General features: G+C 40.9%; 17 protein-coding genes. 11 read left to right on the top strand and 6 right to left on the bottom strand.

The genetic code is table 11. The features are described from left to right. Positions 1-299 precede the first annotated feature (299 nt). From thrA to AAC000_RS00065, 5 genes are all read left to right on the top strand, one after another. Positions 300-2,762: a bifunctional aspartate kinase/homoserine dehydrogenase I gene (thrA, locus tag AAC000_RS00085; RefSeq protein ID WP_339718948.1), complete on the top strand. Its 2,463-nt coding sequence runs from the start codon at positions 300-302 to the stop codon at positions 2,760-2,762. A 14-nt stretch (positions 2,763-2,776) separates the two neighbouring features. Beyond that, positions 2,777-3,757, top strand: a complete 981-nt coding sequence (thrB, locus tag AAC000_RS00080; protein WP_339718947.1) for a homoserine kinase — start codon at positions 2,777-2,779, stop codon at positions 3,755-3,757. Between the two features lie 87 nt (positions 3,758-3,844). After that, positions 3,845-5,128 (top strand): threonine synthase, encoded by a 1,284-nt coding sequence (gene thrC / locus AAC000_RS00075; RefSeq protein ID WP_339718945.1) that lies wholly within the window; start codon positions 3,845-3,847, stop codon positions 5,126-5,128. 9 nt (positions 5,129-5,137) lie between these two features. Next, positions 5,138-5,797, top strand: a complete 660-nt coding sequence (ung, locus tag AAC000_RS00070; RefSeq protein WP_339718943.1) for a uracil-DNA glycosylase — start codon at positions 5,138-5,140, stop codon at positions 5,795-5,797. A 140-nt stretch (positions 5,798-5,937) separates the two neighbouring features. After that, positions 5,938-7,575, top strand: a complete 1,638-nt coding sequence (locus tag AAC000_RS00065; protein WP_339718941.1) for an FMN-binding glutamate synthase family protein — start codon at positions 5,938-5,940, stop codon at positions 7,573-7,575. 80 nt (positions 7,576-7,655) lie between these two features. Here the strand turns inward: AAC000_RS00065 and AAC000_RS00060 are convergent, their stop codons facing one another. The 4 genes from AAC000_RS00060 to AAC000_RS00045 all read right to left on the bottom strand — a co-directional run bounded on the left by AAC000_RS00060 (position 7,656) and on the right by AAC000_RS00045 (position 11,940). Further along, a complete protein-coding gene (locus AAC000_RS00060) occupies positions 7,656-7,826 on the bottom strand; it encodes a DUF3545 family protein (RefSeq protein ID WP_215930539.1) in 171 nt (56 codons plus the stop codon). A 510-nt stretch (positions 7,827-8,336) separates the two neighbouring features. Continuing rightward, entirely contained in the window at positions 8,337-9,980 is a 1,644-nt protein-coding gene (gene pgi / locus AAC000_RS00055; RefSeq protein WP_339718936.1) for a glucose-6-phosphate isomerase, read from the bottom strand. 100 nt (positions 9,981-10,080) lie between these two features. After that, complete coding sequence (tal, locus tag AAC000_RS00050; RefSeq protein ID WP_339718934.1) at positions 10,081-11,034, bottom strand: transaldolase; 954 nt, start codon at positions 11,032-11,034, stop codon at positions 10,081-10,083. Positions 11,035-11,307: 273 nt separating this feature from the next. Beyond that, entirely contained in the window at positions 11,308-11,940 is a 633-nt protein-coding gene (locus AAC000_RS00045) for a DUF2799 domain-containing protein (protein WP_339718932.1), read from the bottom strand. A 154-nt stretch (positions 11,941-12,094) separates the two neighbouring features. Between AAC000_RS00045 and yaaA the strand changes: the two genes are divergently transcribed. After that, complete coding sequence (gene yaaA, locus AAC000_RS00040; RefSeq protein ID WP_339718930.1) at positions 12,095-12,871, top strand: peroxide stress protein YaaA; 777 nt, start codon at positions 12,095-12,097, stop codon at positions 12,869-12,871. A gap of 170 nt (positions 12,872-13,041) precedes the next feature. On the opposite strand, the gene AAC000_RS00035 is transcribed toward yaaA, so the two are convergent. Beyond that, the gene (locus tag AAC000_RS00035) at positions 13,042-14,055 is read right to left on the bottom strand and encodes a hypothetical protein (RefSeq protein WP_339718928.1); all 1,014 of its coding nucleotides are present in this window, start codon (positions 14,053-14,055) and stop codon (positions 13,042-13,044) included. Between the two features lie 204 nt (positions 14,056-14,259). Here AAC000_RS00035 and AAC000_RS00030 point away from each other — a divergent pair, with 204 nt between their 5' ends. Next, positions 14,260-16,920, top strand: a complete 2,661-nt coding sequence (locus tag AAC000_RS00030) for an AAA family ATPase (RefSeq protein ID WP_339718926.1) — start codon at positions 14,260-14,262, stop codon at positions 16,918-16,920. Between the two features lie 318 nt (positions 16,921-17,238). Here the strand turns inward: AAC000_RS00030 and AAC000_RS00025 are convergent, their stop codons facing one another. Beyond that, positions 17,239-18,075 carry a hypothetical protein gene (locus AAC000_RS00025; RefSeq protein WP_339718925.1) on the bottom strand — a complete coding sequence of 279 codons (837 nt, stop codon included), beginning with the start codon at positions 18,073-18,075 and terminating at the stop codon, positions 17,239-17,241. A 204-nt stretch (positions 18,076-18,279) separates the two neighbouring features. Here AAC000_RS00025 and zapE point away from each other — a divergent pair, with 204 nt between their 5' ends. From zapE to AAC000_RS00005, 4 genes are all read left to right on the top strand, one after another. After that, entirely contained in the window at positions 18,280-19,470 is a 1,191-nt protein-coding gene (gene zapE / locus AAC000_RS00020; protein ID WP_339718923.1) for a cell division protein ZapE, read from the top strand. A gap of 145 nt (positions 19,471-19,615) precedes the next feature. Next, on the top strand, positions 19,616-20,011 hold the full coding sequence (locus AAC000_RS00015) for a DUF3718 domain-containing protein (RefSeq protein WP_339718921.1): 396 nt from the start codon (positions 19,616-19,618) through the stop codon (positions 20,009-20,011). 301 nt (positions 20,012-20,312) lie between these two features. Beyond that, the gene (locus tag AAC000_RS00010) at positions 20,313-22,880 is read left to right on the top strand and encodes an exo 1,3/1,4-beta-D-glucan glucohydrolase (protein WP_339718919.1); all 2,568 of its coding nucleotides are present in this window, start codon (positions 20,313-20,315) and stop codon (positions 22,878-22,880) included. 135 nt (positions 22,881-23,015) lie between these two features. Beyond that, entirely contained in the window at positions 23,016-25,367 is a 2,352-nt protein-coding gene (locus tag AAC000_RS00005) for a DNA polymerase II (protein ID WP_339718917.1), read from the top strand. The last annotated feature ends 355 nt before the right edge of the window (positions 25,368-25,722 follow it).

Raw genomic sequence — 25,722 nt, 5'->3', positions numbered from 1 at the left:
AAATCCAGCAATTTTCTGGCTTAATTCTTTAGGTTTTTATGGCTTTTGACAAAGCAGCTATATCAAATAACAAAACATCGTTAACAGCCAGTTGACATATAGACGTCTATACGGCAAATTGCGCACATGAAAAAAATAATAACAATCACCACCGGCATGACGATTATCACCTTCGATAGGGTGGTCGCTGGCTAGTGCATAAGAATTACACATAAAAAGCCCGCAACCACAGCGGGCTTTTTTGTAGCTCAAAAAAATACGTGATAATTATAGTGTTGAAACTTTTAAGGAATTAAAAAATGAAGGTATTGAAGTTTGGCGGATCGTCTCTCGCTGATGCAGAACGTTACTTAAGAGTGAAAGACATCAGTGTTGCATGTCACACCGAAAACGGTGCGGCTGTTGTATTGTCTGCTCCAAAAGGCGTTACCAATGCCTTGTCGTTATTATGTGATGAAGCGGCTGCGGGCAAAGATTACGGCGAGTTATTTGCCAAATTAAATATGGTGCTTTTTGGTATCTTGGATGATTTGCAAACAACTTTACCCAACTTTTCGCAAGCTAAATTAGCGGAATTCATTCAACAAACGTTAAATGAACTTAACCAGCATTTAGAAGGTTTTGCATTGCTTCGTTGTGCGCCTGAGCAAGTTGTCGCTAAAGTGTTGAGTATTGGCGAATACGTCAGTGTGAATATTTTTAGTGAAATTTTAAGCACCTTAGGTCATAAAAACAGCATTATAGATCCGGTTAACTATATCATTGCTGAGGGCGACTATTTAGACAGCATCGCCGATGTATCTGCCAGTAAAGCTCGCTTTAGTGATGTCGATATTTCTGGTGAACAAATTTTAATCATGCCTGGGTTTGTCGCAGTAAATGAAGAAGGTGAAAAAGTCACCTTAGGTCGCAATGGTTCTGATTATTCAGCGGCTATATTAGCTGCATGTATCGATGCACAATGTTGCGAAATTTGGACAGATGTAGACGGCGTATATAATGCTGATCCCAACCAAGTAGAAGGCGCTGTGTTACTCGATAAGCTGACTTATCAAGAAGCCATGGAGTTATCTTATTTTGGTGCAAAAGTATTACACCCAAAAACTATCGGTCCCATAGCGCAGCACCATATCCCGTGTTTAATTCGTAATACCCTTAATCCAGCTGCTCCAGGTACCTTAATCAGTAACGAAGCCAGCACTAAGTGGACGAGTGTAAAAGGTATCTCGCATTTAGATGATATGACTATGTTTAACGTGGCAGGTCCGGGTATGAAAGGCATGGTGGGCATGGCGAGTCGCGTGTTTGAAATTATGTCGAATGCTAATATTTCCATTAGTTTAATTACCCAGTCTTCGTCTGAATACAGCATCAGTTTTTGTATTCACAGTAAAGATGCCAGTCGCGCACAGGATTTATTAGAAGATTCATTTGCGTTAGAGCTTAGCAACCAATTATTAGACCCTATAGAAGTGCGTCACGAATTGGCCATTGTAACTTTGGTAGGTGATGGAATGCGTCATTCTCAAGGTTTAGCGGCTAAGTTCTTTAGCTCACTTGCACAAGCTAGAGTGAACAATGTGGCTATTGCGCAAGGTTCATCAGAGCGCTCAATTTCTACTGTTATTGAATCAAACAAGGCTAAAAAAGCAGTGAAAGTGGTACATCAGAACTTTTTCTCTAATTTACATGCCATAGACGTTTTTTTAGTGGGCTGCGGTAGTGTAGGTAAAGAGCTTTTAGCTCAAATTGCTCGTCAACAAGCGTCTTTACTTGAAAAAAATATCAGTTTAAAGGTGTATGGCATAGCCAACAGTAAAAAATTATTACTGCAAGCCAATGGCATAGATTTGAATGTGTCTTGGCAAGCAGCTTTAGAGCAAAGTGACAAACAGCTTTCTATCGATACTTTGATGAATTTTGTACATGACAATAGTTTAGTTAACCCAGTTATTATCGACTGTACCAGTAGCGCACAGATTGCTGAGCAATATCCTCAAATGATGCTTGATGGCTTTCACGTTGTGACACCGAATAAAAAAGCCAATACCGCTAGCACCGAATTTTATAAGTTACTAAGAGATACGGCGCAACAGACCAATCGTCAATTTTTGTACGAAACAACAGTAGGCGCAGGTCTACCCGTTATCGATAATTTACAAAACTTGTTTTATGCCGGTGATGAATTAGTCCGTTTTGAGGGGATTTTGTCTGGTTCGCTGTCTTTTGTGTTTGGAAAATTAGACGAGGGTTTGACCCTGTCTGAGGCAACTGAGATTGCTAAGCAGAATGGATTTACTGAGCCTGATCCTCGTGATGATTTGAGTGGTATGGATGTCGCTAGAAAACTTCTTATTATGGCCCGTGAGTCTGGTTTAACCCTTGAGTTATCTGATATCACAATAGAACCCATCTTACCGGCTTCTTTTGATGCCAGTGGCAGTATCAAAGACTTTATGTCGCGATTACCGGAATTAGATAGTTTCTACGCCCAAAAAGTCGCAGCTGCCAAGGACGAAGGTAAAGTATTACGTTATGTAGGTTCGATTGAGCATGGTAAATGTGTTGTCAGTATCGAAGCTGTCAATGAATCCCATCCACTGTACATGGTAAAAGAGGGCGAAAATGCCTTGGCGATCCATAGCCATTATTACCAACCCATACCTTACGTTATTAGAGGTTATGGTGCCGGTGCGGCGGTGACTGCGGCAGGTGTATTTGCTGATGTCATGCGTACTATGCCTTGGAAACAATCTATATAATGTCAGAAGCTAATATGAAAAATACTATCCTAAGGGCCTATGCGCCTGCTTCTATCGGTAATGTCAGCTTAGGTTTTGATTTACTTGGCGCAGCATTAAAACCAATAGACGGCAGTTTATTGGGAGATGAAGTTGATATCGAAATTGCAGAGCAGTTTAGTCTAGTCGTCAAAGGGCGCTTTGCAGATAAATTACCGCCTGATGCAGACAGTAATATTGTTACTCGTTGTTACCAGCACTTTATTGGCGAATTGGAAAGTCAAGGTCACCCCAAAAGTGCTATACCTGCACTGAAAATGACACTTTATAAACATCTGCCCATTGGCAGTGGATTAGGATCAAGCGCCAGTTCGATTGTGGCGGCATTGTTTGGTCTAAATCAGTTTTTTACTGAATATTTTGGTAAGGCACCATTCAACGACAACGAGTTGTTGTTAGTGATGGGAGAGCTCGAAGGACAAATAAGTGGCAGTGTACATTACGATAATGTTGCGCCATGCTTCCTTGGTGGACTAACCTTAATGGCCGAACATAAAGACCAGGTTGCCTTGCAGTTGCCCGTATTTGAAAATTGGTATTGGGTGTCTTGTTATTCAGGTATTAGCGTGTCCACCGCAGCAGCGCGGGATATTTTACCCAAACAGGTTTCGATGCCTGATACCATTCAGTTTGGCCGGCAGTTAGCAGTGTTTGTTGATGCTTTGTACCGCCGCGATGAAAAACTCGCTGCTGCCATGATGTTTGATGTGATTGCTGAACCTTACCGTAAGTCACTGTTGCCAAAATTTGATGAATCCCGTACGTTCGCAGAACAACAGGGCGCACTGGCTTTTGGTATTTCAGGCTCTGGCCCAACAGTGTTTGCCGTATGCGACAATTTAGAAAATGCGAAAATAATTAATCAATGGCTAGCTGATAACTATATTCAAAATGACACGGGTTTTAGTCATATTTGCCAGCTAGACACGAGTGGTGCATCCGTAAGCCACTCTTGAAAGCAGATGCTTTCAAAGGAGCTAGTCACAACGAGCCTACAAGCCCTGTAACTAGCGCAACATCAAAAGTATTAAAAAGGTAGTAAAGTGGAACTTGTTAATTTAAAAGACGCCTCTGAGCAAGTAACGTTCGCAGAAGCGGTAAAAAAAGGTTTAGGAAAGAATCAAGGTTTGTTTTTTCCTAAAGAATTACCCAAATTTGATGATATTGAATCAATATTGGCCATGCCTTTTGTTGAGCGAAGCGTAGAGATATTAAGTGCCTTAATTGGTGATGAGTTACCTCGTGAGACTGTCGCTGGCATAGTAGAACGCGCTTTTGTGTTTGAAGCTCCTTTGGCTAAAGTCACAGATAACGTGTATACATTAGAGTTGTTTCACGGCCCTACACTGGCATTTAAAGATTTTGGTGGCCGTTTTATGGCGCAGTGTTTGGTTGAAATTTCTAATGGGCAACCGATCACTATTTTGACGGCAACTTCCGGTGATACGGGAGCTGCTGTGGCTCATGCATTCCATGGTATCGACAATATCAATGTGGTGATCTTGTATCCAAAAGGTAAAATCAGCCAGCTACAAGAGAAGTTATTCACTACTTTAGGTGACAATATCCATACAGTCGCAATTGAAGATGATTTTGATGCTTGTCAGCAATTGGTTAAAAGTGCTTTTGATGATCCTGAAGTACGTGATGGTTTACACCTAAACTCTGCAAACTCCATTAATATTAGCCGTTTAGCCGCACAAGTTTGTTATTACTTTGAAGCAGTGTCACAGCTCACATCAGAAGAGCGCAATGACTTAGTGATTTCAGTCCCTAGCGGCAACTTTGGCAACTTAACTGCCGGTTTAATTGCTAAAGTGATGGGGCTTCCGGTTAAACATTTTGTGGCCGCCACTAACTTGAACGATACAGTGCCTCGTTATTTAAAAACCGGTGAGTGGTTACCTAAAGATACAGTGGCTACTTTGTCTAATGCTATGGACGTGAGTCAACCCAACAACTGGCCGCGTATTGAAGCACTAATTGAATTAGGAATGGTCGATAAGTCTGTTATCTCTGGTGACACGGTAGACGAAGAATATACCCAAGTAGCCATGCGTCAACTAGCCCAACTGGGTTACGTGAGTGAGCCCCATGCTGCTATTGCTTACAAAGCCTTGACCAGAAAAATGGAGGAAGGGCAAACCGGTATTTTCCTAGGTACTGCTCATCCAGCTAAATTTCGCGAAACTGTGGAAAATGTTTTAGGCCAACCTATCAGCTTGCCTAAACCTTTGGCAGATTGTGCGGGTAAAGAAGGGTTATCAGCTGAATTGCCCAGTGATTATCAGGCGCTAAAAGCACATTTGTTTACTATTTTAAGCTAAAGATATTTGATGACCACTTGGGAAGATATTTTAGGTCAGGAAAAGCAGCAGCCTTACTTTCAACAAATGATGCAATTTGTTGAAAGTGAGAGAGCTGCTGGCAAGACCATTTATCCTCCCAAACAAGATGTGTTTAACGCCTTTAATCTAACTGAGCTAGACAAAGTGAAGGTAGTGATTTTAGGGCAAGACCCTTATCACGGACCTAATCAAGCCCATGGATTATGTTTTTCGGTTTTGCCTAAGATAAAAACGCCCCCCTCTTTGGTTAATATGTACAAAGAGTTAGCCGCAGATATTCCCGGTTTTACTATCCCGCAACATGGCTATTTAAAGAGTTGGGCAGAGCAAGGTGTATTGCTACTTAATACTGTGCTCACTGTAGAACAAGCTCAGGCACACTCCCATGCTAAAATTGGCTGGGAGCAATTTACCGATACCGTTATTCATCAATTGAATGAACATTGCAATGGATTGGTGTTTTTGCTGTGGGGCAATCATGCTCAGAAAAAAGGTGTGGCCATAGATACCCAAAAACATCACGTGCTTACTGCCCCTCATCCTTCGCCATTATCAGCACATCGCGGCTTTTTTGGATGTAAACATTTCTCTGAAACCAACACTCTTTTAAAACAGCAAAATAAAACCCCAATTATTTGGCAAGTTTAACTTTCTAATTTTACTCTCAATCTTCTTCTAAACTTCACTCTTGATATTTATATTGAAAGAGTTTGTTAGCTATGTTGTTCTTATGATGCGCTAGTAAGGTTGGAACACGAATTTATTCTCCATATAAATGAGGTCACGAAATGAGAAACACTTTTGTTAGAGCGAATGTCACAGCTTGGGTTGTGATGTTATTACTGAGTTTTAAGTGGCCGAGTATTATTTGGTTGAGTTTATTGCTTATTCCAATATCTGTAATCGGCCTATATGACATGAATCAAACTAAACATGCGCTTAGGCGAAATTTTCCTTTTGTAGGTCGCGGACGTTGGGTAATGGAATTTTTCCGCCCTTTTCTACGTCAATATTTCTTCGAGTCTGAAACTGATGGTGTACCTATCAGTCGAATGTTTAGGTCGGTGATTTATCAGCGCGCTAAAGGAGCACAGGATTCTGTACCTTATGGCACTAAGGTTGATACTCAGGCGGTAGGGTATGAATGGATTGGTCATTCATTAGCCGCCATTCATGCTGATGAAGAAACCTTAAGTCAGCGAATCGTGGTGGGGGGAAGTGATTGTTTGCAACCTTACTCTGCGAGTGTTTTTAATATATCAGCTATGAGTTACGGCGCATTAAGTGGCAATGCAATAGAAGCGCTAAACAAAGGTGCTAAAAAAGGTGGTTTTTACCACAATACCGGTGAAGGTAGTGTCAGCCCTTCACACTTAAAGCATGGTGGTGATTTAGTTTGGCAGATTGGTACAGGTTATTTTGGTTGTCGAGCGTCCGATGGAGGTTTTGATGAGGAAAGTTTCGCCAAAACAGCCATAAAAGAAAACATCAAGATGATTGAAATTAAATTATCTCAAGGTGCCAAGCCAGGGCATGGGGGAATTTTGCCCGCCCATAAAAACACCATAGAAATAGCGCAAATTCGACAGGTAGAGCCAGGCACTCGAGTCGAGTCACCACCGGTTCATTCAGCATTTTCTACACCTCTGGAAATGATGCATTTTATAAAGCTGCTGAGAGATTTGTCTGGTGGTAAACCCATAGGTTTTAAATTGTGTATTGGTCGTAAAAGTGAATTTATTGCACTTTGTAAAGCCATGGTTCAAACAAAAATTCAACCTGATTTTATCACTGTTGATGGAGGGGAAGGTGGCACTGGTGCTGCGCCTTTAGAATATTCTAATTCAGTTGGCATGCCCTTGCGTGAAGCCTTAGTGTTTGTGGTAGACGTACTGGTGGGTTTTGGTTTGAAAAAAGACATTAGAGTGATTGCCAGTGGTAAGACATTTACAGGATTTCACCTAGTTAAAAATTTGGCTTTGGGTGCGGATATGTGCAATAGCGCTAGAGGTATGATGGTAGCGCTGGGTTGTGTTCAGTCCTTGATTTGCCATACCAATGAGTGTCCAACAGGGATTGCAACTCAAGACCCGAGCTTAGCTTCCGGTTTGGTTGTGGGAGATAAAGCCACGCGTATAGCCCGTTTTCATAAAGGTACAGTGCACGCTACTTTTGACCTAGTTTCTTCTGCGGGCTTATCAAACCCAAATCAGTTAAATCGTTCACACATTTACCGTAGAGTCAGCCAATCAGAAATAAAACGTTATGATGAAATTTACCCAAATTTAACAGAAGGGTGTTTGTTACAAGAAAACTGTAACCCTGACCTGTTTACGCTAGAAATGAAAGAGTCGACAGTTGATAGTTTCATGCCGAAAAATTATGTAGTAGCAGGACACTCTGGATCAGAAAAAGTAGCGAGTTAAGCCACTATTATATGTTCACATTTGCCTGTTAAGTGTTTCTGAATTATATAAAAAAGCCCTGAATATTCAGGGCTTTACATTTATAAAAATTCTAATTCATCTTCTGGTGACATACCTAACTCTCTTAATTCTAGCTTGAGTCGGTGTCTGTCGTGTATGGCTTCAATTTCCCGCCATTTTCGTTTACTGGTTTTGCTTTTTGACGACTTGGTTTCTGAATCTAAGGTAGACAATAATTCGGACTTATCCATTTTGATCTCCTTTATTATTTTTATAGCGCACTTATTACAAAGGTACTCTTTAAGCAATTGTGATTTTCAACATAAAACAACAGCTTAATGACTATGTACCATACGGATAGTTAAAATAGAATAAGTATTTGTACTTTTTATTAACAAAAGGTGAAGGTTTAATGACAAGGAAAAGGCATAAAAGAGCAGGAACGAGCTTCGAGCAGAGAGCTTCTAGCTTTAAAAACTAGACAAAAAAGGGTGTCATTTGATTAAAATGACACCCTTTTTGATTAACAGTGAAATTTACAGAGCAACAATGCTTGTTTAGCTACTAGCTAGTATCACATGGCGACCGGCTCGTATCCAAAATAGCGCAGAGCAAAAAAATTTAAACCTCAGAGGAAAAAGAGGACACAGAAGAAAACAAGGTGTTTTTATCTCAGTGTAGCGAAGCGCTCGGCGCCCGACGCCCAACGCTCCTTTTCCTCTGTGGTGAATAGCTTTTATCTTTTAGCGCGTATCACGGGTTTATCCATTAGCTTGTCTAAATTTACTGATTAGTTGATTGGTTGATGCATCAAAACTTAAGTCCGCATCGGTGTTAACGAGTTTATCAAGTACTTGATTGCCTAACTCTTTACCTAGCTCAACTCCCCATTGATCGAAAGAGTTCACGCCCCAAATTGCCCCTTGCACAAATACTTTATGTTCATACATGGCAACCAGCGCACCTAAAGTTTTAGGATCTACTTGCTTGAATAGCAGGGTATTACTGGGTTTGTTACCTGGCATGGTTTTATGGGTGGCGAGTGATTCAAGTGTCTCTTCATCTAAGCCCTTTGCGGCTAAATCAGTCTTACATTCGGCAAAAGTTTTACCTTGCATTAGGGCTTGTGTCTGACCAAAACAGTTAGAGGCTAACATGGCATGATGGGTATCATCTTGATTCGGTACCTTGAGAGGTAACATAAAGTCAGCGGGTACTAATACTGTTCCTTGGTGAATAAGCTGATGGAATGAATGTTGTCCATTAGTGCCTTCGCTACCCCAAATTATAGGGCCAGTGGCGTAATCTACTGCTGTGTTAGAACCAGTAATTCGTTTACCATTACTTTCCATGTCCAACTGTTGTACGTAAGCGGGGAAACCACGTAAATAGTGATAATATGGTAGTAACACATGACTTTGTGCTGCGAAGAAGTTTACATACCAAACTCCTAACAATCCCAGAATCATTGGCAAGTTTTGCTCTATGGGAGCTGTTTGGAAATGTTCATCCATCTCAAACGCACCTTGGAGTAATTCACGATAATTGTCGTAACCTATAGTCAGTGCAATAGGCAATCCAATGGCTGACCAAAGTGAATAACGACCACCAACCCAATCCCACATTGGGAAAATGTTGTCTTCAGCCATACCAAATTCAGTGGCGGCTTTAATATTTGAAGACACCGCTATAAAGTGTTTGGCAATATCTTGTTGTGTTCCACCCGCCCCCAAAAACCACGCTTTAGCAGTAAGGGTATTTTGTAAGGTTTCTTGGGTAGTGAAGGATTTAGATGACATCACAACTAAGGTTTCTTCGTGGTCAACTGAGGCTAATACGTCTTGGATATGACAACCGTCAACGTTCGCAACGTAATGCACTTTTACCCCTTCAAACCAATAAGGTTTTAGGGCTTCTGACATTATCTTAGGGCCAAGAAAAGAGCCGCCTATACCTATGGCCACAATTTGTTTTAATGACTTTCCGGTATAACCCTTGCGTTCACCACTGTGCACGCTGGCTACAAAGTCTTGGATTTTTTTCTGACATGCCAACACTTCAGGCATCACATCTATGCCGTCTACTAAAACGGGCTTGCCTGAAAAGTTACGTAGCGCAGTATGCAAAACCGCGCGTTGTTCTGTATGGTTAATGATGTCACCGGCAAACATGGCCTGACTTTTTTCAGTGACATTACATTCACTGGCCAAAGCTTGCAGTGCTTGCATAACTTGGTCGGTGATGAGATTTTTTGAATAATCTAACTCAATACCACAAGCAGATTGAGTAAAGGTTTCAGCGCGATTAGGGTCTGCAGCAAACCAGTCACGCATGTGCTGAGTTTTTATTTGAGCTGCTAAGTGTTCTAGGTTTTTCCAAGCAGGGGATGCCGTTAGTGAAGTCATAATATGTTCTCTATCTAGGGTCAAGGTGAAGTCCGGCTATTAAGGTTGACTAAAAAGCAAAAAGCGCCGGTTCCGACGCTTCCAAGATTAACAATTTAGCTTATAGATAACTTCTTAGCATGGCTTCTAATTTAACTTGGTCAGCGGCAAAGTTGCGGATACCTTCAGATAACTTTTCTGTAGCCATAGCGTCTTGATTCATTTCCCAACGGAATTGCGCTTCTGTTAAAGGCGCTCCAGGAGTTTTAGTTGCTCCTTTATCTTGCAGCTTAATTGGCAAAGGTGCGTCAGTTTGTGACAATTCTTCCAATAAGCCTGGTCCAATAGTTAAACGATCACAACCGGCTAATTCGGTTATTTCACCTGTGTTACGGAAGCTAGCGCCCATAACAACAGTTTTATAACCATGGTCTTTGTAATAGTTATAGATTTTAGTGACTGATACTACGCCAGGATCTTCGGCAGAGCTGTAGTCAGTTTTACCGGTACTTTTCTTGTACCAATCTAAAATTCGGCCAACAAAAGGAGAAATTAAGAAAGCTCCTGCTTCGGCACATGCTTGTGCCTGAGCGAAACCAAACAACAAAGTAAGATTACAGTTAATGCCTTCTTTTTCTAATACTTCTGCTGCTCTGATGCCTTCCCAAGTAGAGGCCAACTTAATCAAGATGCGACTCTTATCGATACCCGCTTCTTTGTAAAGAGCAATCAACTTATGGGCTTTTTCAATACTTCCTGCAGTGTCAAATGATAAACGCGCATCTACTTCTGTAGAAATACGTCCGGGTACAATATTGACAATATCGGTACCAATAGTGACAGAAAGTTTGTCACCAGCATCAATTATTTGTTGTTCTGCGTCAGAAGACTGTTCTTTTGCCCATGCCACTGCACTTTCCAAATGAGATTTATACTGCGGCATCTCTGCTGCTTTAAGTAACAAAGACGGGTTAGTGGTGGCATCTACTGGTTGGTATTTTTTAATGGCTTCAATATCGCCGGTATCAGCAACAACAGTAGTGATTTCTCGTAAAGCTTGTAATTGATTAGACATATTATCCTCTATAAGTAGTGACGCTTCATGGGCTATCACATTGCAATGTGTATAGCTTGGCAAAATTGTTTAGGAATTCAAAGAAGTAAGCTGACTATCATATGTCTTAATGCTTACTGTAACGCGAAAAATAAGAATAGCTATAGGGTATAACCGTTGCATAACAGACGCCAGTAAAACGCTAGCTTTGCTAACAAAAATAAAGACGATGTGAAATCACATAATCGTTTTTCTAACGTAAAATGATAATGTTTTCTGATCACTCAAGGCTAATTAGTTTGTCGGTGAATAGTTAGCAAACTCGCGCTTTGCTTGTTCGTAGGCAAGCGAAGCGTTTTCAAATTCCTGTTTTAATTCTCGTAGCACAGCATATAAATGCTGTTGTTGTGTTTGATGCTCTGCAATTTCATCTCTAATAGCTATTCGCTGATTTCGATTTAGGCCATCAGAGATCATAACTTCACTTTTTTCAGCGATAGTGTGCTCTAGCCAATCTAATTCTTTGTAGGTGTCTTCGAGGTCATCTGTTCTTTGGTTTAGCACCTTTTTTAGTCCATATAAATTTTGGCCATCGCTGAATCCAGTTAGGAATGCTTTTTCAAATGCTTCTGGACAGTTACGCTTATACTCTTTGCCTTGCAGGCCTCGAGTGAACCCGTTGTGTGTTGTACAAAAAGCTTTAGCCCCTTCATAGTGACCTTTGCGATAAGCCGTCAAATCTGGGGTAACACCGTGTTCAGAACAGTCTTTTCTGTGCTGAGAAATAGACACTTCATTCTTACCCAAACTTCCGTCTTCGAAACCTATTAATTGCCAATCTGCGTTCAAACAATCTGCTTTATTCATAGTGGCGCAATTTGATAACAATATAATAATGCCAGTGAGCCCTAAAAGTTTTAGGTACATATTTATCCTTAATTGCATTTTGGTTTAGCTTAATTTTGGCTGAAGCCTATGTGAAATACAAAGAATAATAAAATCCAACTTGTATTTGGCAACGTATCCCACATATCACTGCAGTAGTTTTTTATAAATTTATACCATTACAGGATCCCATTGAATGTTAGTTGTTATTTCGCCAGCCAAAAATCTCGATTATGATACCCCTGCAGTAACAGAGACATTCACATATCCAGATATGTTGGATGATTCTGAGGCGCTAATAAAACATTGCCGTAAGTTAAGCCCAGCCAAAATTGCGTCATTAATGAAAATTAGCGATAAATTGGCAGGTTTAAACGCAGATCGCTATGCCAGTTGGCACACTCCTTTTGACATCAACAACGCCAAACAAGCTCTTTTGGCATTCAATGGAGATGTATACACAGGGTTAGATGCGACTTCATTTGAGCAAGACGACTTTCACTATGCCCAGCAACACTTGCGCATTTTATCTGGCTTATATGGTGTATTACGACCATTGGATTTGATGCAAGCCTATCGATTGGAAATGGGCACCAAACTAGACACAGGGAAAAATAAAAACCTCTATCAGTTTTGGGATGACCGTATCAGCCATAAGTTAAATGAAGCCATTGCAGTCCAAGGCGACAATGTATTGGTTAACCTTGCTTCAAACGAATATTTTAAAGCCGTGAAGCCTAAGGCGTTACACGCAGAAATTTATACGCCTGTTTTTCAAGATTGTAAAAACGGTCAATTTAAAGTGATTAGTTTTTTTGCCAAAAAAGCAAGAGGCATGATGGCTAGGTATATTATTCAAAACCGCTTAACTGAGATTAGTCAATTGAAAGAGTTTGATACTGCAGGCTATCGTTTTTCAGCCTCTAAGAGTAAAGGCAACGAGTTAGTGTTTACGCGAGATGAGCAGGGGTAGAGGGCTGCTGCTATTGTGTATAGTTACCTGCAACGCCAGCCCGATGCGCTGAGTTATCCTATTTTTCAAGAGTTATGTCGGTCCCATGGCTTTCGAGTCGTTGCGACCTTTGCCATTAAGCATTGGCAGTAAGGCGAGCATAGGGCGCAATACCGACATAATGTTATTCATTAAAGCTCGATAGAATACTGTTTTCTAAAAATTGAGATACCCAAAGCGAACAGCATCAGTAATAGGCTTGAAGGTTCGTTTACTTCCGTAACCCTCTGTTCAATGGCAGCTAAATTAGAATAGGTAACAAGGTGAGACATGGTGATTTCTTCGCCAGGCTGCAAGGTAATGCCTATTGCATAGGACATTACGCTACCACCCAATGCTTGTTGAGCTCCTCCTCCATCTAAGCCCGATGCGCTCGCCATGCCGGTTAAGCTTAAATGTCCAGTACCGGCAACGTTAGTTTCTCGAATCAGTGAAATGCTGGCGTTGCCTCCTGATTCAGTCTGGTTAGTGCTGTATGGAGAAATATCTGCAAATTGAATATCGAGTATATTGCTCGAACTAAAAAACATATCTAATGTAGCGAATGCTTCGGCAACACTATGTTCGCCATTGGCAATGGCAAACATATCCATCTCAAAGACGCCTTGGATACCAAAGGTCATGGCAAAGGCGTTTTGATTTGAAAAGGTAAACTCGCGTTCAAAAGACACCTCAGACGTTGCTCTAGTATCAAAAACGGAAGTAGTAAGGGAAGCCTGAGCAACACCATTACCCCATAAACCACGTTCAGACACATCATTGCTGCCGTCAGGGATTATTTCCAATTCTCTTATTTGATATAACTGAGTATTGTTACTCGAAATTGAGCCTTCAGTTCCGGCGTTGCGAGTACTGGTACTTATTGAAGAAAACGTAGAAGGTGCATCCCGTGTTAATCCAGCAATTACTATATCAGTATCGTCAAAATCAACAGCATCTGGTGCATATAAGCTACTGTTTGTTAAAAACGAATAGCTAGGTGGGCCGTCAATGGATTCAAGCCCAATAGGGAGCTGACCACCAGTGGCGATTACCATGTCATTATTAAATGAGATGCCACTATTGGCCGTTATTGGAATGGCCATGCCTGTGTTTAGCCAGGACATTGTCATTATGGCAATAATAGTTTGGGATAATGCTTTCATAGTAGGTCCTTTTATCTATTTTAGATTGAGAGCGGTTTTATTAGAGTAGGTTTAAAAAGGTTAAGCAAAATTGGGTTATTTTCATTGAGTGTTGCTACCTATATTTTGTGATATCAGTACCTAATTTAAGAAAAACGTCTGCAATGAGAGGTTATTTAGCTTAAATTTAAATAATGGAACAAGTGCAAGGCTTAGGTACATCCGATGCTTTTGGAACGTGATAACGCGATAGATAAGATCACTGAAAGTATGTCAAAGATCTCTCAATCGGGAAAAATCTTATTGCTAAGTGGTGAGGCGGGGATCGGGAAGACCAGCTTACTCGAACATATTCGTATGCATGCTGACACATCCATTGATATTCTTTGGTCTGGATGCGACCCTTTATTTACCCCTCGACCTTATGCACCTATCTACGATTTTGCTCAAATTATCTCTCTTGATTTGCTAAGCCACTTAGAAAATGGTGCCACTCCTAGCATTATATTTGGCAGTTTTTTTCAGGCGATAAGCAAACTGACAAAACCTACTGTTCTGATTATTGAAGACGTACATTGGGCAGATCATGCCAGTCTCGACTTATTAAAATATGTCGCCAGAAGGATCTCTTTTATACCGTGTTTGCTGTGTTTGAGTTATCGAGAAGATGAAGTGACTCATGACCACCCCTTTCACTCTGTTCTTTCTTTGATGCCGTCTGCGCATACCATTCGAGTGCACCTCGAACAATTGAGTCAGAATGCGGTGACAAAGCTTAGTAGCAAAAGTACTTACGACCCCGAAATTTTATATAAAATCACAGCAGGTAATCCCTTTTTTATCGCTGAGTTATTGGCTAACAATGACTACAATCACCATGCTATCCCAGCTTCAATTAGGGAAGCTGTGAGTAGTCGAGTACAGCATTTAACCCATGGTGAACGAGAGCTTATGCAGGTGTTAAGCCTTATTCCGTATAGTATTCCAGTTGCACTAATAACTGCGCTTTTTGGTGAAAATGGCGAGTCATTTGCTATGGCTAGTGTTGCCAGAAAACTTTTGCAATGTGACCCACATAGAATATTCCGATTTAAGCACGAATTAGTCAGGCGGACTATCTTAGAAAATCAACCTGCGCATCATCAAAAAAATGCCCATAAGCGAATTCTTGAATGTTTAAATCAAATATCGTTGCCTGTTAATTTGGCATGGCTTGTTCATCATGCGGAAGGGGCGTTAGACTCAGAAAATGTACTTAAGTATGCGCCCACTGCAGCTGCTAATGCAGCCGCATTGGGTGCACATAAGGAAGCTGCATCGTTTTATGGAAAAGCACTCAATTTTGTTGAATATGCAGATACCGAACTCGCTGCTAGTCTCCACGAAAACTGGGCTTACGAAGTGGGCTTAACTACCCATATGAAACAATCAGTTATTGATGCAAGACGACATGCCATAAGTCTTTGGCGTGCGTTAGGCAGACAAGACAAAGTGGGCGAAAACTTACGCTCGTTATCGCGACTATATTGGTATCAAGGCGACGCAGAAAAGGCCGAGCAGTATGCGAATCAAGCAATTAATACATTTGAGTCTATTCCAGCATCGAGTGAATTAGCCATGGCATATTCTATGCGCTCACAATTAGATATGCTTAATGATAGAACTGATGACGCGATTAAGTGGGGCAATAAGGCACTTGAATTAGCTGAACAGTTTTCTAGTCCTATTGTTAAAGCCCATGCCCTAAATAACATAGGCACAGCTTTGGTCATTCGAGGGAATGAAGAGGGAGAGGAAATGCTCATGCAAAGCCTTGTTATTGCAGAACAACATGGTTTGCATGAGGATGTCGCACGGGTTTACACCAATTTCTCAGATTATTGCGTTCGCTTTAAAAAGCTTGAAATGGCGGAAGACTTAACAACCAAAGGGATCCAATACGACATTTCTCACGATTTAGATTCGTGGACATATTATCTTGTAGGTCTTCAGGCGCAATTACGCCAAGAACAAGGGCGTTTAATTGATGCACAAACTATTGCTGCAGGTGTCCAAGGAGTTGATAATCAAACATTGTTAATGAAACTACCTGCCTTGATTGTGCTCGCTCGAGTTAGTTCACGTCTTGCTGTTGAGGACAGCTATGCTTTGCTTTGTCAGGCACTAAAAGATGCACAATCTACCAATGAATATCAGTACATGATCCCAGCAAGACTTGGTCTGATAGAGCATAGCTGGTTGTATGCCTTTGACGACTTTCAACAAGAGGATGCCAAAAAACATATTAACTGGCTAGATGAGCTGGCAGAAGGTGTGTTAAACAAATGGCAATTAGGCGAGTTAATTATATGGAAGAAACGATTTAATATTGAAGTTGGCGATAGTCACTCTAGTGCTAATGTGATGGCACAACCCTATCAGCTTGAGTTAAATGGTGACATTGAAGCAGCATACTGCGCTTGGCAAAGGCTTGGTATGCCTTTTAATGCAGGTATGAGTTTATTACATAATCAACCTAAGCAAAGTCAGGTTCGGCAATCCTATCTTATTAAGGCTTGGGAAATATTTGAAAACATACAGGCAAGATCTGCACTGCAATGGATTAGAAATGCTGCAATCATTGAAGGATTGACAGATATTCTCCCTAAATCTCGCCGTGGACCCTATGCTAAAACTCGACAGCATCCAATTGGTCTAACAAACAAAGAGCAGCAAGTGCTTAAGCTTTTGGTGACTGGGGCAAGTAATCAACAAATTGCTGAGTCACTCTCGCGATCAAACCGTACAATTGAAAATCACGTATCTTCAATTTTAAGTAAACTTAATGTAGATAATCGAGTTGAAGCCATGCTCAGAGTGCAAAATGAACCTTGGTTGTCGGAGTGAAACCTTGTGGCCGAGTGAATTTAGTTTATTGATTTGGTGTTTATGCGGGAGGAACAGTAGTTAAGCTAAACCCTGGTTAAGGCGTGCCGCTTCCTTTAAAGTAATTGCAATCAAAACAGTATGTTAGAAGGCTGCAATTTCATTGAAAAGTCAAATGCTATTGGGTTTGTCGAGGCGAGCTTGCGAAGGAATAGCCCACAATTGTAAGTAATTTCAACTAAGATAGGCATGATAATAGTGGCTGGACGGTATGGCTAAAAGGTGAAAAAGGCAGCTATGACAATGCGCCAGTTTCGCCTCTTCCATGTTTCATAATAATTAGAGAGTTATGTAAAGGGCTGTTTCATCACTGGGAATGTTGGGAGCGAATGAATTGGGTATTTCAATTAATGTTCGTTGCTCTAGTTTTGCACGTTTAATAAAACCTTCATGGTACTTATTAAACAAAGCATCAAAGCTACCGTTCTCTATTGCTACTTTAAAGCCGTTCTCAAGAGCTTGGCGTAACTCAGGTTCATTCTTCCTAATAAAATAAAACATAGCCAAGGGATAGTGCAAGATTATATTAGGTTCAACACTAATGCCGAGTGTTGAAAATGTTTGCTCTTCGCGCCAGATTTCTAGAATTGATCTTGGAAATAGTTCAAATCTATTTTTGCCGAGCATTTCAAATAAGCGGTTGTAGTGTCGACTGGTGATAACCACAAAGCCATTTTCCGAAAATATTTTAGTATCTTGCCATTGGCTTCCTTGACCTATAGTAAATTGTTTCAAAGCCTGAATATCGGTAATTTTTTCTAAAATCTGGCGGTTTTCATTTTTCACTAGCATAAGCCGGTAACCCATTAAACCTTTGAATATTGGATACCGAATAGCATGGTATTGTTGCTCAAGTTTTTCGTCGGAAGGCATCGCAAATACATCAATTGCATGATTATCCAATAGGACTCTATGTTGTTGGTCACTTGGGAATGGCACCCAATCCACTTCAATATCTGCAGGTGAGGAAGCAATAATGAGTTTTTGTAGCTGCTGTGAATATTCATGACGTAAGTCATTTTTTGAATTTATCACCGCTAGACGAATGGTTATGGGTTCCCCAGCATTGGCGGATAAGACAAGCAAAACACTTAAAATAAAAATTACTAATTTCATGGGTATTTCTCAATTCGTGTTAACAACTTTTACTCCAAGCTTATTTGTCACTACCTACTATTTTAAGGTTAACTGATATCTCATTTTGCCAATAGAAACTATGATATTTTGCTGTCGATTTAACTTTGTCAATTCGTTTGGCTGCAGCACTAAAAATAGTTAGACTTCTTATCTGCATTTCGTCATTTGTGGAAAATATTCACTATGCCCGATGGGTTAAACCATATATCAACCCTTAACTCTCCCCTTGCTGTATATCAATCACAATTGGGAGAAAAGCTTGTTGAGGATCTGTCACAACTACAAGCCATTAATACATTGGACACACTATTTTGGCAATTAACTCAGCAAAACTCAACGACTTCCCTGCCTATTAAAGGGCTATATTTGTGGGGGGATGTGGGTCGCGGTAAAACATTTTTAATGGACTTGTTTTACGATTGTTTGCCACAAAAAGGCAAATTGAGATTACATTTCCATCATTTTATGGCACGCATTCATCGGGATCTTAAAGCCCTAGTAGGTCAACAAGATCCTTTGGTTATTGTTGCCAAAAACCTTACTAAAGAATGCCGCATATTATGTTTCGATGAATTTTTTGTCTCCGATATTGGCGATGCCATGATTTTGGCAGGATTGTTTGAATGTTTATTTAAGCAAGGCGTTGTGTTAGTCGCTACCTCAAATATTCCCATTGAGCGCTTATACGAAAATGGCTTAGCCAGACATAAATTTTTGCCATGTATTACCTTACTGCAACAACATACATCACTTTTGCATCTGAACGGCAAGCAAGATCACCGTTTACATCGCCTGCGAGCAGAGCAAAACGAATCGGAGTTTGTCGCAACATTCAAATTCATAGGTATGACTGCAGAGATGGATTTTTCTATTATTTTTGCTGATCTCATAGCTGCAACTAATCTTGTTCAAATCAATGCCTCCAGCATAGAAATCTGTCACCGCGAAATCAGTGTAAAAAGCGTGACTGAATCTAACTGTCCCAACTCAATGGTATGGTTCGACTTTTACGCCTTGTGTGAAGGTCCACGTTCACAACTCGATTACATGGAAATTGCTACTCGTTATGACACTGTAATGTTAAGTGGCGTTCCCCAGTTTGCAGGTGAAGTGCGTGGATGGATTAAGGCTCGCGGAACCGAAGACGGTATAGGAGATAACCAAGCCCAAATCACAGGCGAGCGTATTTTATCTTATGGTGAGAATGATGATATGGCCCGACGTTTTATCAGTTTAATTGATGAGTTATATGATCAAAAAGTGAGCTTGTATTTAAGCAGTGACGTGCCATTGGCTGAACTTTATCTAGAGGGCGCTCTGAAATTCGAGTTTCGCCGAACCTATAGCCGTTTAATGGAGATGAGTCAAAACTAAGGGAATTTAAAGAAAATTAAGTTATCACTTCACATACCTAAGTATTACCTTAAAGATACATTTAACACACAAACTGCTTTCTAATACGCATCATCGAAATAGAACCAACTTTTATTTACTTAAATTACCCTCCAGGAACTTGACCATGTTGAAATTAGTTAAAACTACCATCGCAATCGCTACTATCTCTTTATTCACGGCAGGTAATGCACAAGCCGATGTAAGTGAAGCCCTACAGAACATTTGTACTATTGTTAAGGCTGACGATAAAGGTGAACTTCGTAAAAAAATGAAACGTGTTGAATCTGATTTTAAACTGAAGTTAAAAGATTATTATGCAGGTATTTCTTGTGGGGGCAACAGCCTTATCCGCACAGCTATGCTTAGCAATGCTGTTGAAACAGGCACTTTGATGGTTAAGAAAATGTCTAAAGGTGATTTAAATACGCCTGAGCAAGACGGTAAAACAGTTATTGCTTGGGCGTCTGAAAATGGCTTAGAGACTTCACCAATTGTGACTGCCCTTAAAGATAGAATTTAATTTATTCACAAAATTGTGAGTCAGACTTTCTTTAAATAAAAGGCTGCTCCCTCTATAAAAAATGGTCTCAATTGAGGCCATTTTTTTTGAATACAAAACACAGAGGAAAACCCAATACTTAGCAATCTATTCCTCTTTGTCGCGAAGTGCTCTGTGGTATTTATGGTGCAAATGTTTCTAGGCGTTTTTATTGTAAATAGGTCTGCAGTTTGTGGTTTTTTGTTGATTAATTGTGAGCAGTTGTTTACTTTTGTGAAAACGTTTCCAATAAAAAAGAAAAATAAAGGCCTTATTCTTGCCAATGATAAATCTTAAATATAAACAATTACTCAAATCTACAGTATTACTTTCCTCACTATTGGCGACCTTAGCCGCATGTTCTAATGGTACTTCCGAACAAACGACTGAAAAACTTGCACCAGTTTTAGCTGAAAAAATTACTGCTATTGATGTCACACCTGAAAACTGGCCTAAACAAGTGTCTCCTATAAAACGAGATCCACAACAGGAAGCTAAAATCGCGGCGATCTTGGCAAAGATGACCCTTGAAGAAAAAGTAGGTCAAGTTATTCAGGCTGATATTGCGTCTATTACGCCCCAAGAGGCTGGGGAATATAACTTAGGCTCGGTATTAAATGGGGGCAGCAGTGCACCTAATGGCGATATTCACGCGCCGCCAGAAGAATGGTTAAAGTTAGCAGATAAGTTTTACCAAGCATCGACAGATACCAGTGACGGAGGAGTGGGCATTCCTTTGTTATGGGGTATAGACGCGGTGCATGGCAATAACAATGTAGTAGGGGCGACGCTTTTTCCCCATAACATTGGATTGGGAGCGGCGAACGATCCAGACCTGATGCGTAAGATTGGTGAAATTACGGCTAAGGAAATATTAGTTGTAGGGATTGATTGGACATTCGCCCCTACTTTAGCTGTGGTGCAAAATGATAAGTGGGGACGAACCTACGAAAGTTATTCTGAAAATCCTGAGATAGTCGCGAGTTTTGCAGGGCCTTTAGTTGAAGGGATCCAAGGGAAAGTCAATAGCGATAATTTTCTAGGCAAAAATCATTTATTAGCCAATGTTAAACACTTTTTGGGCGACGGCGGTACTAAAGACGGGAAGGATCAAGGTGACACTCTTGTTAGCGAAGCTATCATGCGCGACATTCATGGTGCCGGTTATCCTCCTGCAATCCAGCACGGAGCACTAGTCGTCATGGCGTCATTTAATAGCTGGCATGGCAGAAAAATGCACGGTAGCCGCGAAATGTTAAATGATATTTTGGTGGAACGTTTAGGCTTTGATGGCATAGTCGTAGGCGATTGGAATGGCCACGGACAAGTGGCAGGGTGTAGCAATGTGTCTTGTCCTCAGGCGTTTAATGCGGGTTTAGACATGTTTATGGCCCCCGATAGCTGGAAAGACTTATACAAAAACACCCTGAAACAAGTTAAGTCGGGCGAGATCAGTATGGCGCGCTTGGATGAAGCCGTGTCACGGGTTTTACGGGTTAAATTACGTGCTGGGTTATTTGCGGCTAAGTTGCCATCTCAACGTCCTTATGCCGGTAAATTCGAATTGTTAAGCTCAAGTGAGCATAAAGCGATTGCCAGAGAAGCGGTACGTAAGTCGCTGGTGTTACTTAAAAATAATAATCAGTTGTTACCACTACATGCCAGCTCAAAAGTCTTAGTAGCAGGTGGTGGCGCCCATAACATTGGTCAGCAATCTGGCGGTTGGACCTTAAGTTGGCAAGGAACGGGTAACAATAATTCTCACTTTCCTAATGGTGAATCGATTTATCAAGGCATTCAAAAAGCGGTTCAGCAAGCTGGCGGGCAAGTGGAATTGAGTGAAAAAGGAGAGTTTGAGACAAAACCTGATGTCGCGATAGTTGTATTTGGCGAGCAGCCTTACGCTGAGTTTCAAGGTGATGTGACAGATCTCGACTATAAACCTAACGAAGATCTAGCCTTATTAAAATCACTCAAAGCGCAAGGTATTCCCACGGTAACAGTATTTTTGTCTGGTCGTGGCATGTGGGTGAATCCTGAATTAAATGCCTCAGATGCGTTTGTTGCCGCTTGGTTACCGGGATCAGAAGGCGGCGGTGTGGCTGATCTATTGTTTAAAGATGCGCAAGGTAATGTGCAATATGACTTTACGGGCCGATTGTCGTTCTCTTGGCCAGCGAGTCCTTTGGATGTTGAGGTAAATATAGGTGATGACAATTATCAACCTTTGTTTGCTTATGGTTATGGATTGTCGCTAAAGGATAGCCAAAACTTAGCGCCTTTGAGTGAAGAAGTGGACCCTTCTGTGAGCCAAATTAATGATAATAAATTTCTATTTGCTGGTTATCCGGTGCAGCCTTGGCGATTAGTCCTTAACGATGCAGGGGGTAACACACAAGTTAGTGCCAGTTCACAAGCCAGTTCCTTATCTAAGTTGTTGCTGCAAGCCACAGATCATCAAGCACAAGAGGATACGATCCAAGCTACGTGGGAAGGTGAAGCCAATTTATCGATACAGGGTAATCCTGTTGATTTAACTGAAAAAATGGCAGCAGGCAGTGCTCTGACTTTTAATTACAATGTTTTGCAGCAAGGAGCGAGCAAAGTTTCCCTAAGTATCGGCTGCGGAGTAGATTGTGTCGGTGATTTAGATCTCACTGGTTCACTCAAATCTAAGGCTGGCCAAGGTTGGCAACAAGCCACAATCCCATTGAGTTGTTTTGCTGATGTAGGTAGCAACATGGAAAAAGTGGACATGCCATTTTTGTTGGCCGCAAAGGCCGGATTGATAATACAATTAAGCGAAATAAAGATTATAGAGGCTGATAATCCATTGAATTGCGATCTGTAAAGGATTGCGCATATATCACTATTATTAGGGTATAGACATTCCGCATCAGTGAGTGTCTATGCCTTAGCTTGCTTTCTAAGGTAATAACCCTTACCTTGCCCTCAAATAAACTATTAAAAGCTTAGTCTCAACTATATGAAAGTCTCCTTAGAGGGATTTATTCTTACTGCCCACTCTATAGAGCGCCAGGGTAAAACCTATATCGAATTCTGGTTTATTACTGAAACGGGTGTAATACAGGGGATATCAACAGCGCAACAAGCGTTGTTTTTTATTGAGCAAAAAAATCACTCCCAAGCATCAACTCTACTCAAGCAAAGTGGTATTGAACACAGTTTTAAACCTTTAGAACTAAACACTTTTGCCCATCAAGCAGTGGGTGCACTGTACTTTGATAAAAACAATTCATTGTACAAAGCTAAAACATTATTAAAGCAGCATCAAATTAGTTGTTTCGAAGATGATATACGTTTAACCGAACGTTATCTGATGGAACGTTTTATTTATGGCAGTGCTGTTTTTACAGGCAAGCAAGTTCCTCACAAATCAACACAACTCACCAATATTCAATGTAAACCCAGCCAATATGTACCTAATTTTAAGCTGTTATCTATCGATATCGAATGCAGTGAACAGGGTGAACTGTTTTCTATAGGTCTTGCCAGTGACACCTACAGGTGTGTATTGATGATTGGCAAATCCCAAGTAGCAGAAGAGTGGATACACTGGGTAGACAATGAAAAGACCTTATTACAGCAGTTTGTGATACAAATCGCTCAAATCGACCCAGACATTATTATTGGATGGAACGTCGTCAATTTTGATTTTCGTTTGTTGATTAAGCGGGCAACATTACACCGGGTTGAATTGACCTTGGGACGCAATAATCAACCACTTTTTTGGCGAGACGCCAGAAATGAAGTGAATCAAGGCTTTGTTTCTATGCCAGGTAGAATTGTTGTAGACGGTATAGATGCTTTAAAAACAGCGACTTATCAGTTTGCGAGTTTTAGTTTAGAAAATGTAGCGCAAAGCTTACTTGGTAAAGGTAAAAAGACGGAAGATGTAGATGATAGACTCGCACAGATTGAATATGATTTTATACATAATAAAGTCAAATTAGCGGAATATAATCTGCAAGATTGCCAATTGGTGTTAGCTATTTTTGAACACACCAAAGTACTGGATTTTTTAACTTTACGTAGTCAGCTTACTGGCCTTGAATTAGACCGAATGGGGGGGTCGGTAGCCGCTTTTATCAATTTGTATTTACCCAAATTACATCGGGCTGGCTACATCGCGCCTAATCGCCCAAAAGACGGTGGTTTAGCCAGTCCCGGTGGTTATGTAATGAGCTCAATACCAGGCCTATATAAAAACGTTTTAGTGCTGGATTTTAAGAGTTTGTATCCTTCTATTATGCGCACCTTTAAAATAGATCCACTTGGATTAGTGGAAGGCTTATTAAATCCAGAACAAGCTATTGAAGGTTATCGGGGAGCAAAATTTAGCCGTGATAAACACTTTTTGCCGGAGATTATTACTTCACTGTGGATGCAACGTGATGCAGCGAAGAAAAATCAAGATGCGGCGCGAAGTCAGGCTATCAAAATTTTAATGAATTCCTTTTACGGGGTGCTAGGCTCAGGCGGATGCCCATTTTACGATACACGATTAGCTAGCTCAATCACCATGCGCGGCCATGATATTATGCAAACCACTGCAAAATGGATTGAAGAAGCGGGTTATCAAGTGATTTATGGAGATACTGACTCGACTTTTGTGTGGTTACAAGGGGAATTATCCAAGGAACAAGCGAATCAAGTGGGGCACTCTCTAGCCATGCAAATTAATCAAAAATGGCGGGACAACATTCAACAAACACACCAACTTGATTGTGAGTTAGAAATAGAATTTGAAACCCATTTTAGCCAGTTTCTAATGCCTACTATTCGTGGCTCTGAGCTCGGCAGTAAAAAACGTTATGCGGGATTAAAAACCACAAAAGAGGGGGACGAACTGGTATTTAAAGGTTTAGAAACGGTTCGTTCTGATTGGACTCAGCTTGCAAAAGGCTTTCAACTCACGCTATATAAAATGGTGTTTTCAGGGCAAAATGTGCATGACTATTTGCTGCAGATCATCGCAGACACACGCTCTGGCAAGCTAGATGAACAACTTGTATATCGTAAACGTATTCGGCGCAGATTAGATTTGTATGTTAAAAACGTACCGCCACATGTAAAGGCGGCAAGGCTAGCCGACCAACAAAATGTGGCATTAGGTAAAACACCCAGATACCAACACAAGGGCTGGATATCTTATGTGATTACAGTCAATGGACCACAACCAATAGAATATCTAAGCAGCCAAATTGATTATGACCACTACGTGGATAAACAAATTAAACCTATTGCCGAAGGAATATTACCCTTTATCAATTTATCCTTCGCAGACATGACCAGCCAACAAATGGGATTGTTTTAACACGGCTGCGAGTGAGAAGTTTAAAGCATAAAAAAATCAAAAGCCTATCACCACAGAGGAAAATGAGAGTTCCGGGTGCCGAGCACCGGGGGCCGAGTTCCGGGGGCCGAGCATCGGGTGCTGGAACTCGACACCCGGGCACAGAGAAAGACAATTGGCATTTTTCCACTGTGCAGCGAAGCGGTCGGCGCCAGACCTTCTGTGTCCTCTGTGGTTCAAAATCCTTAATGTGTTGATTTTTAAATTTGGAATTAAAAAAGCCAGTTGCTATACAACTGGCTAAAAGAGTTATTATTTTTGCGAAGCTAGAAGCTAGAAGCTAGAAGCTAGAAGCTAGAAGCTAGAAGCTAGAAGC

This window comes from uncultured Paraglaciecola sp. (assembly GCF_963977085.1).
GTDB lineage: Bacteria > Pseudomonadota > Gammaproteobacteria > Enterobacterales > Alteromonadaceae > Paraglaciecola.
The sequence above is the reverse complement of the archived record's forward strand: the minus strand, read 5'-3'. Positions and strand labels throughout refer to the sequence as shown.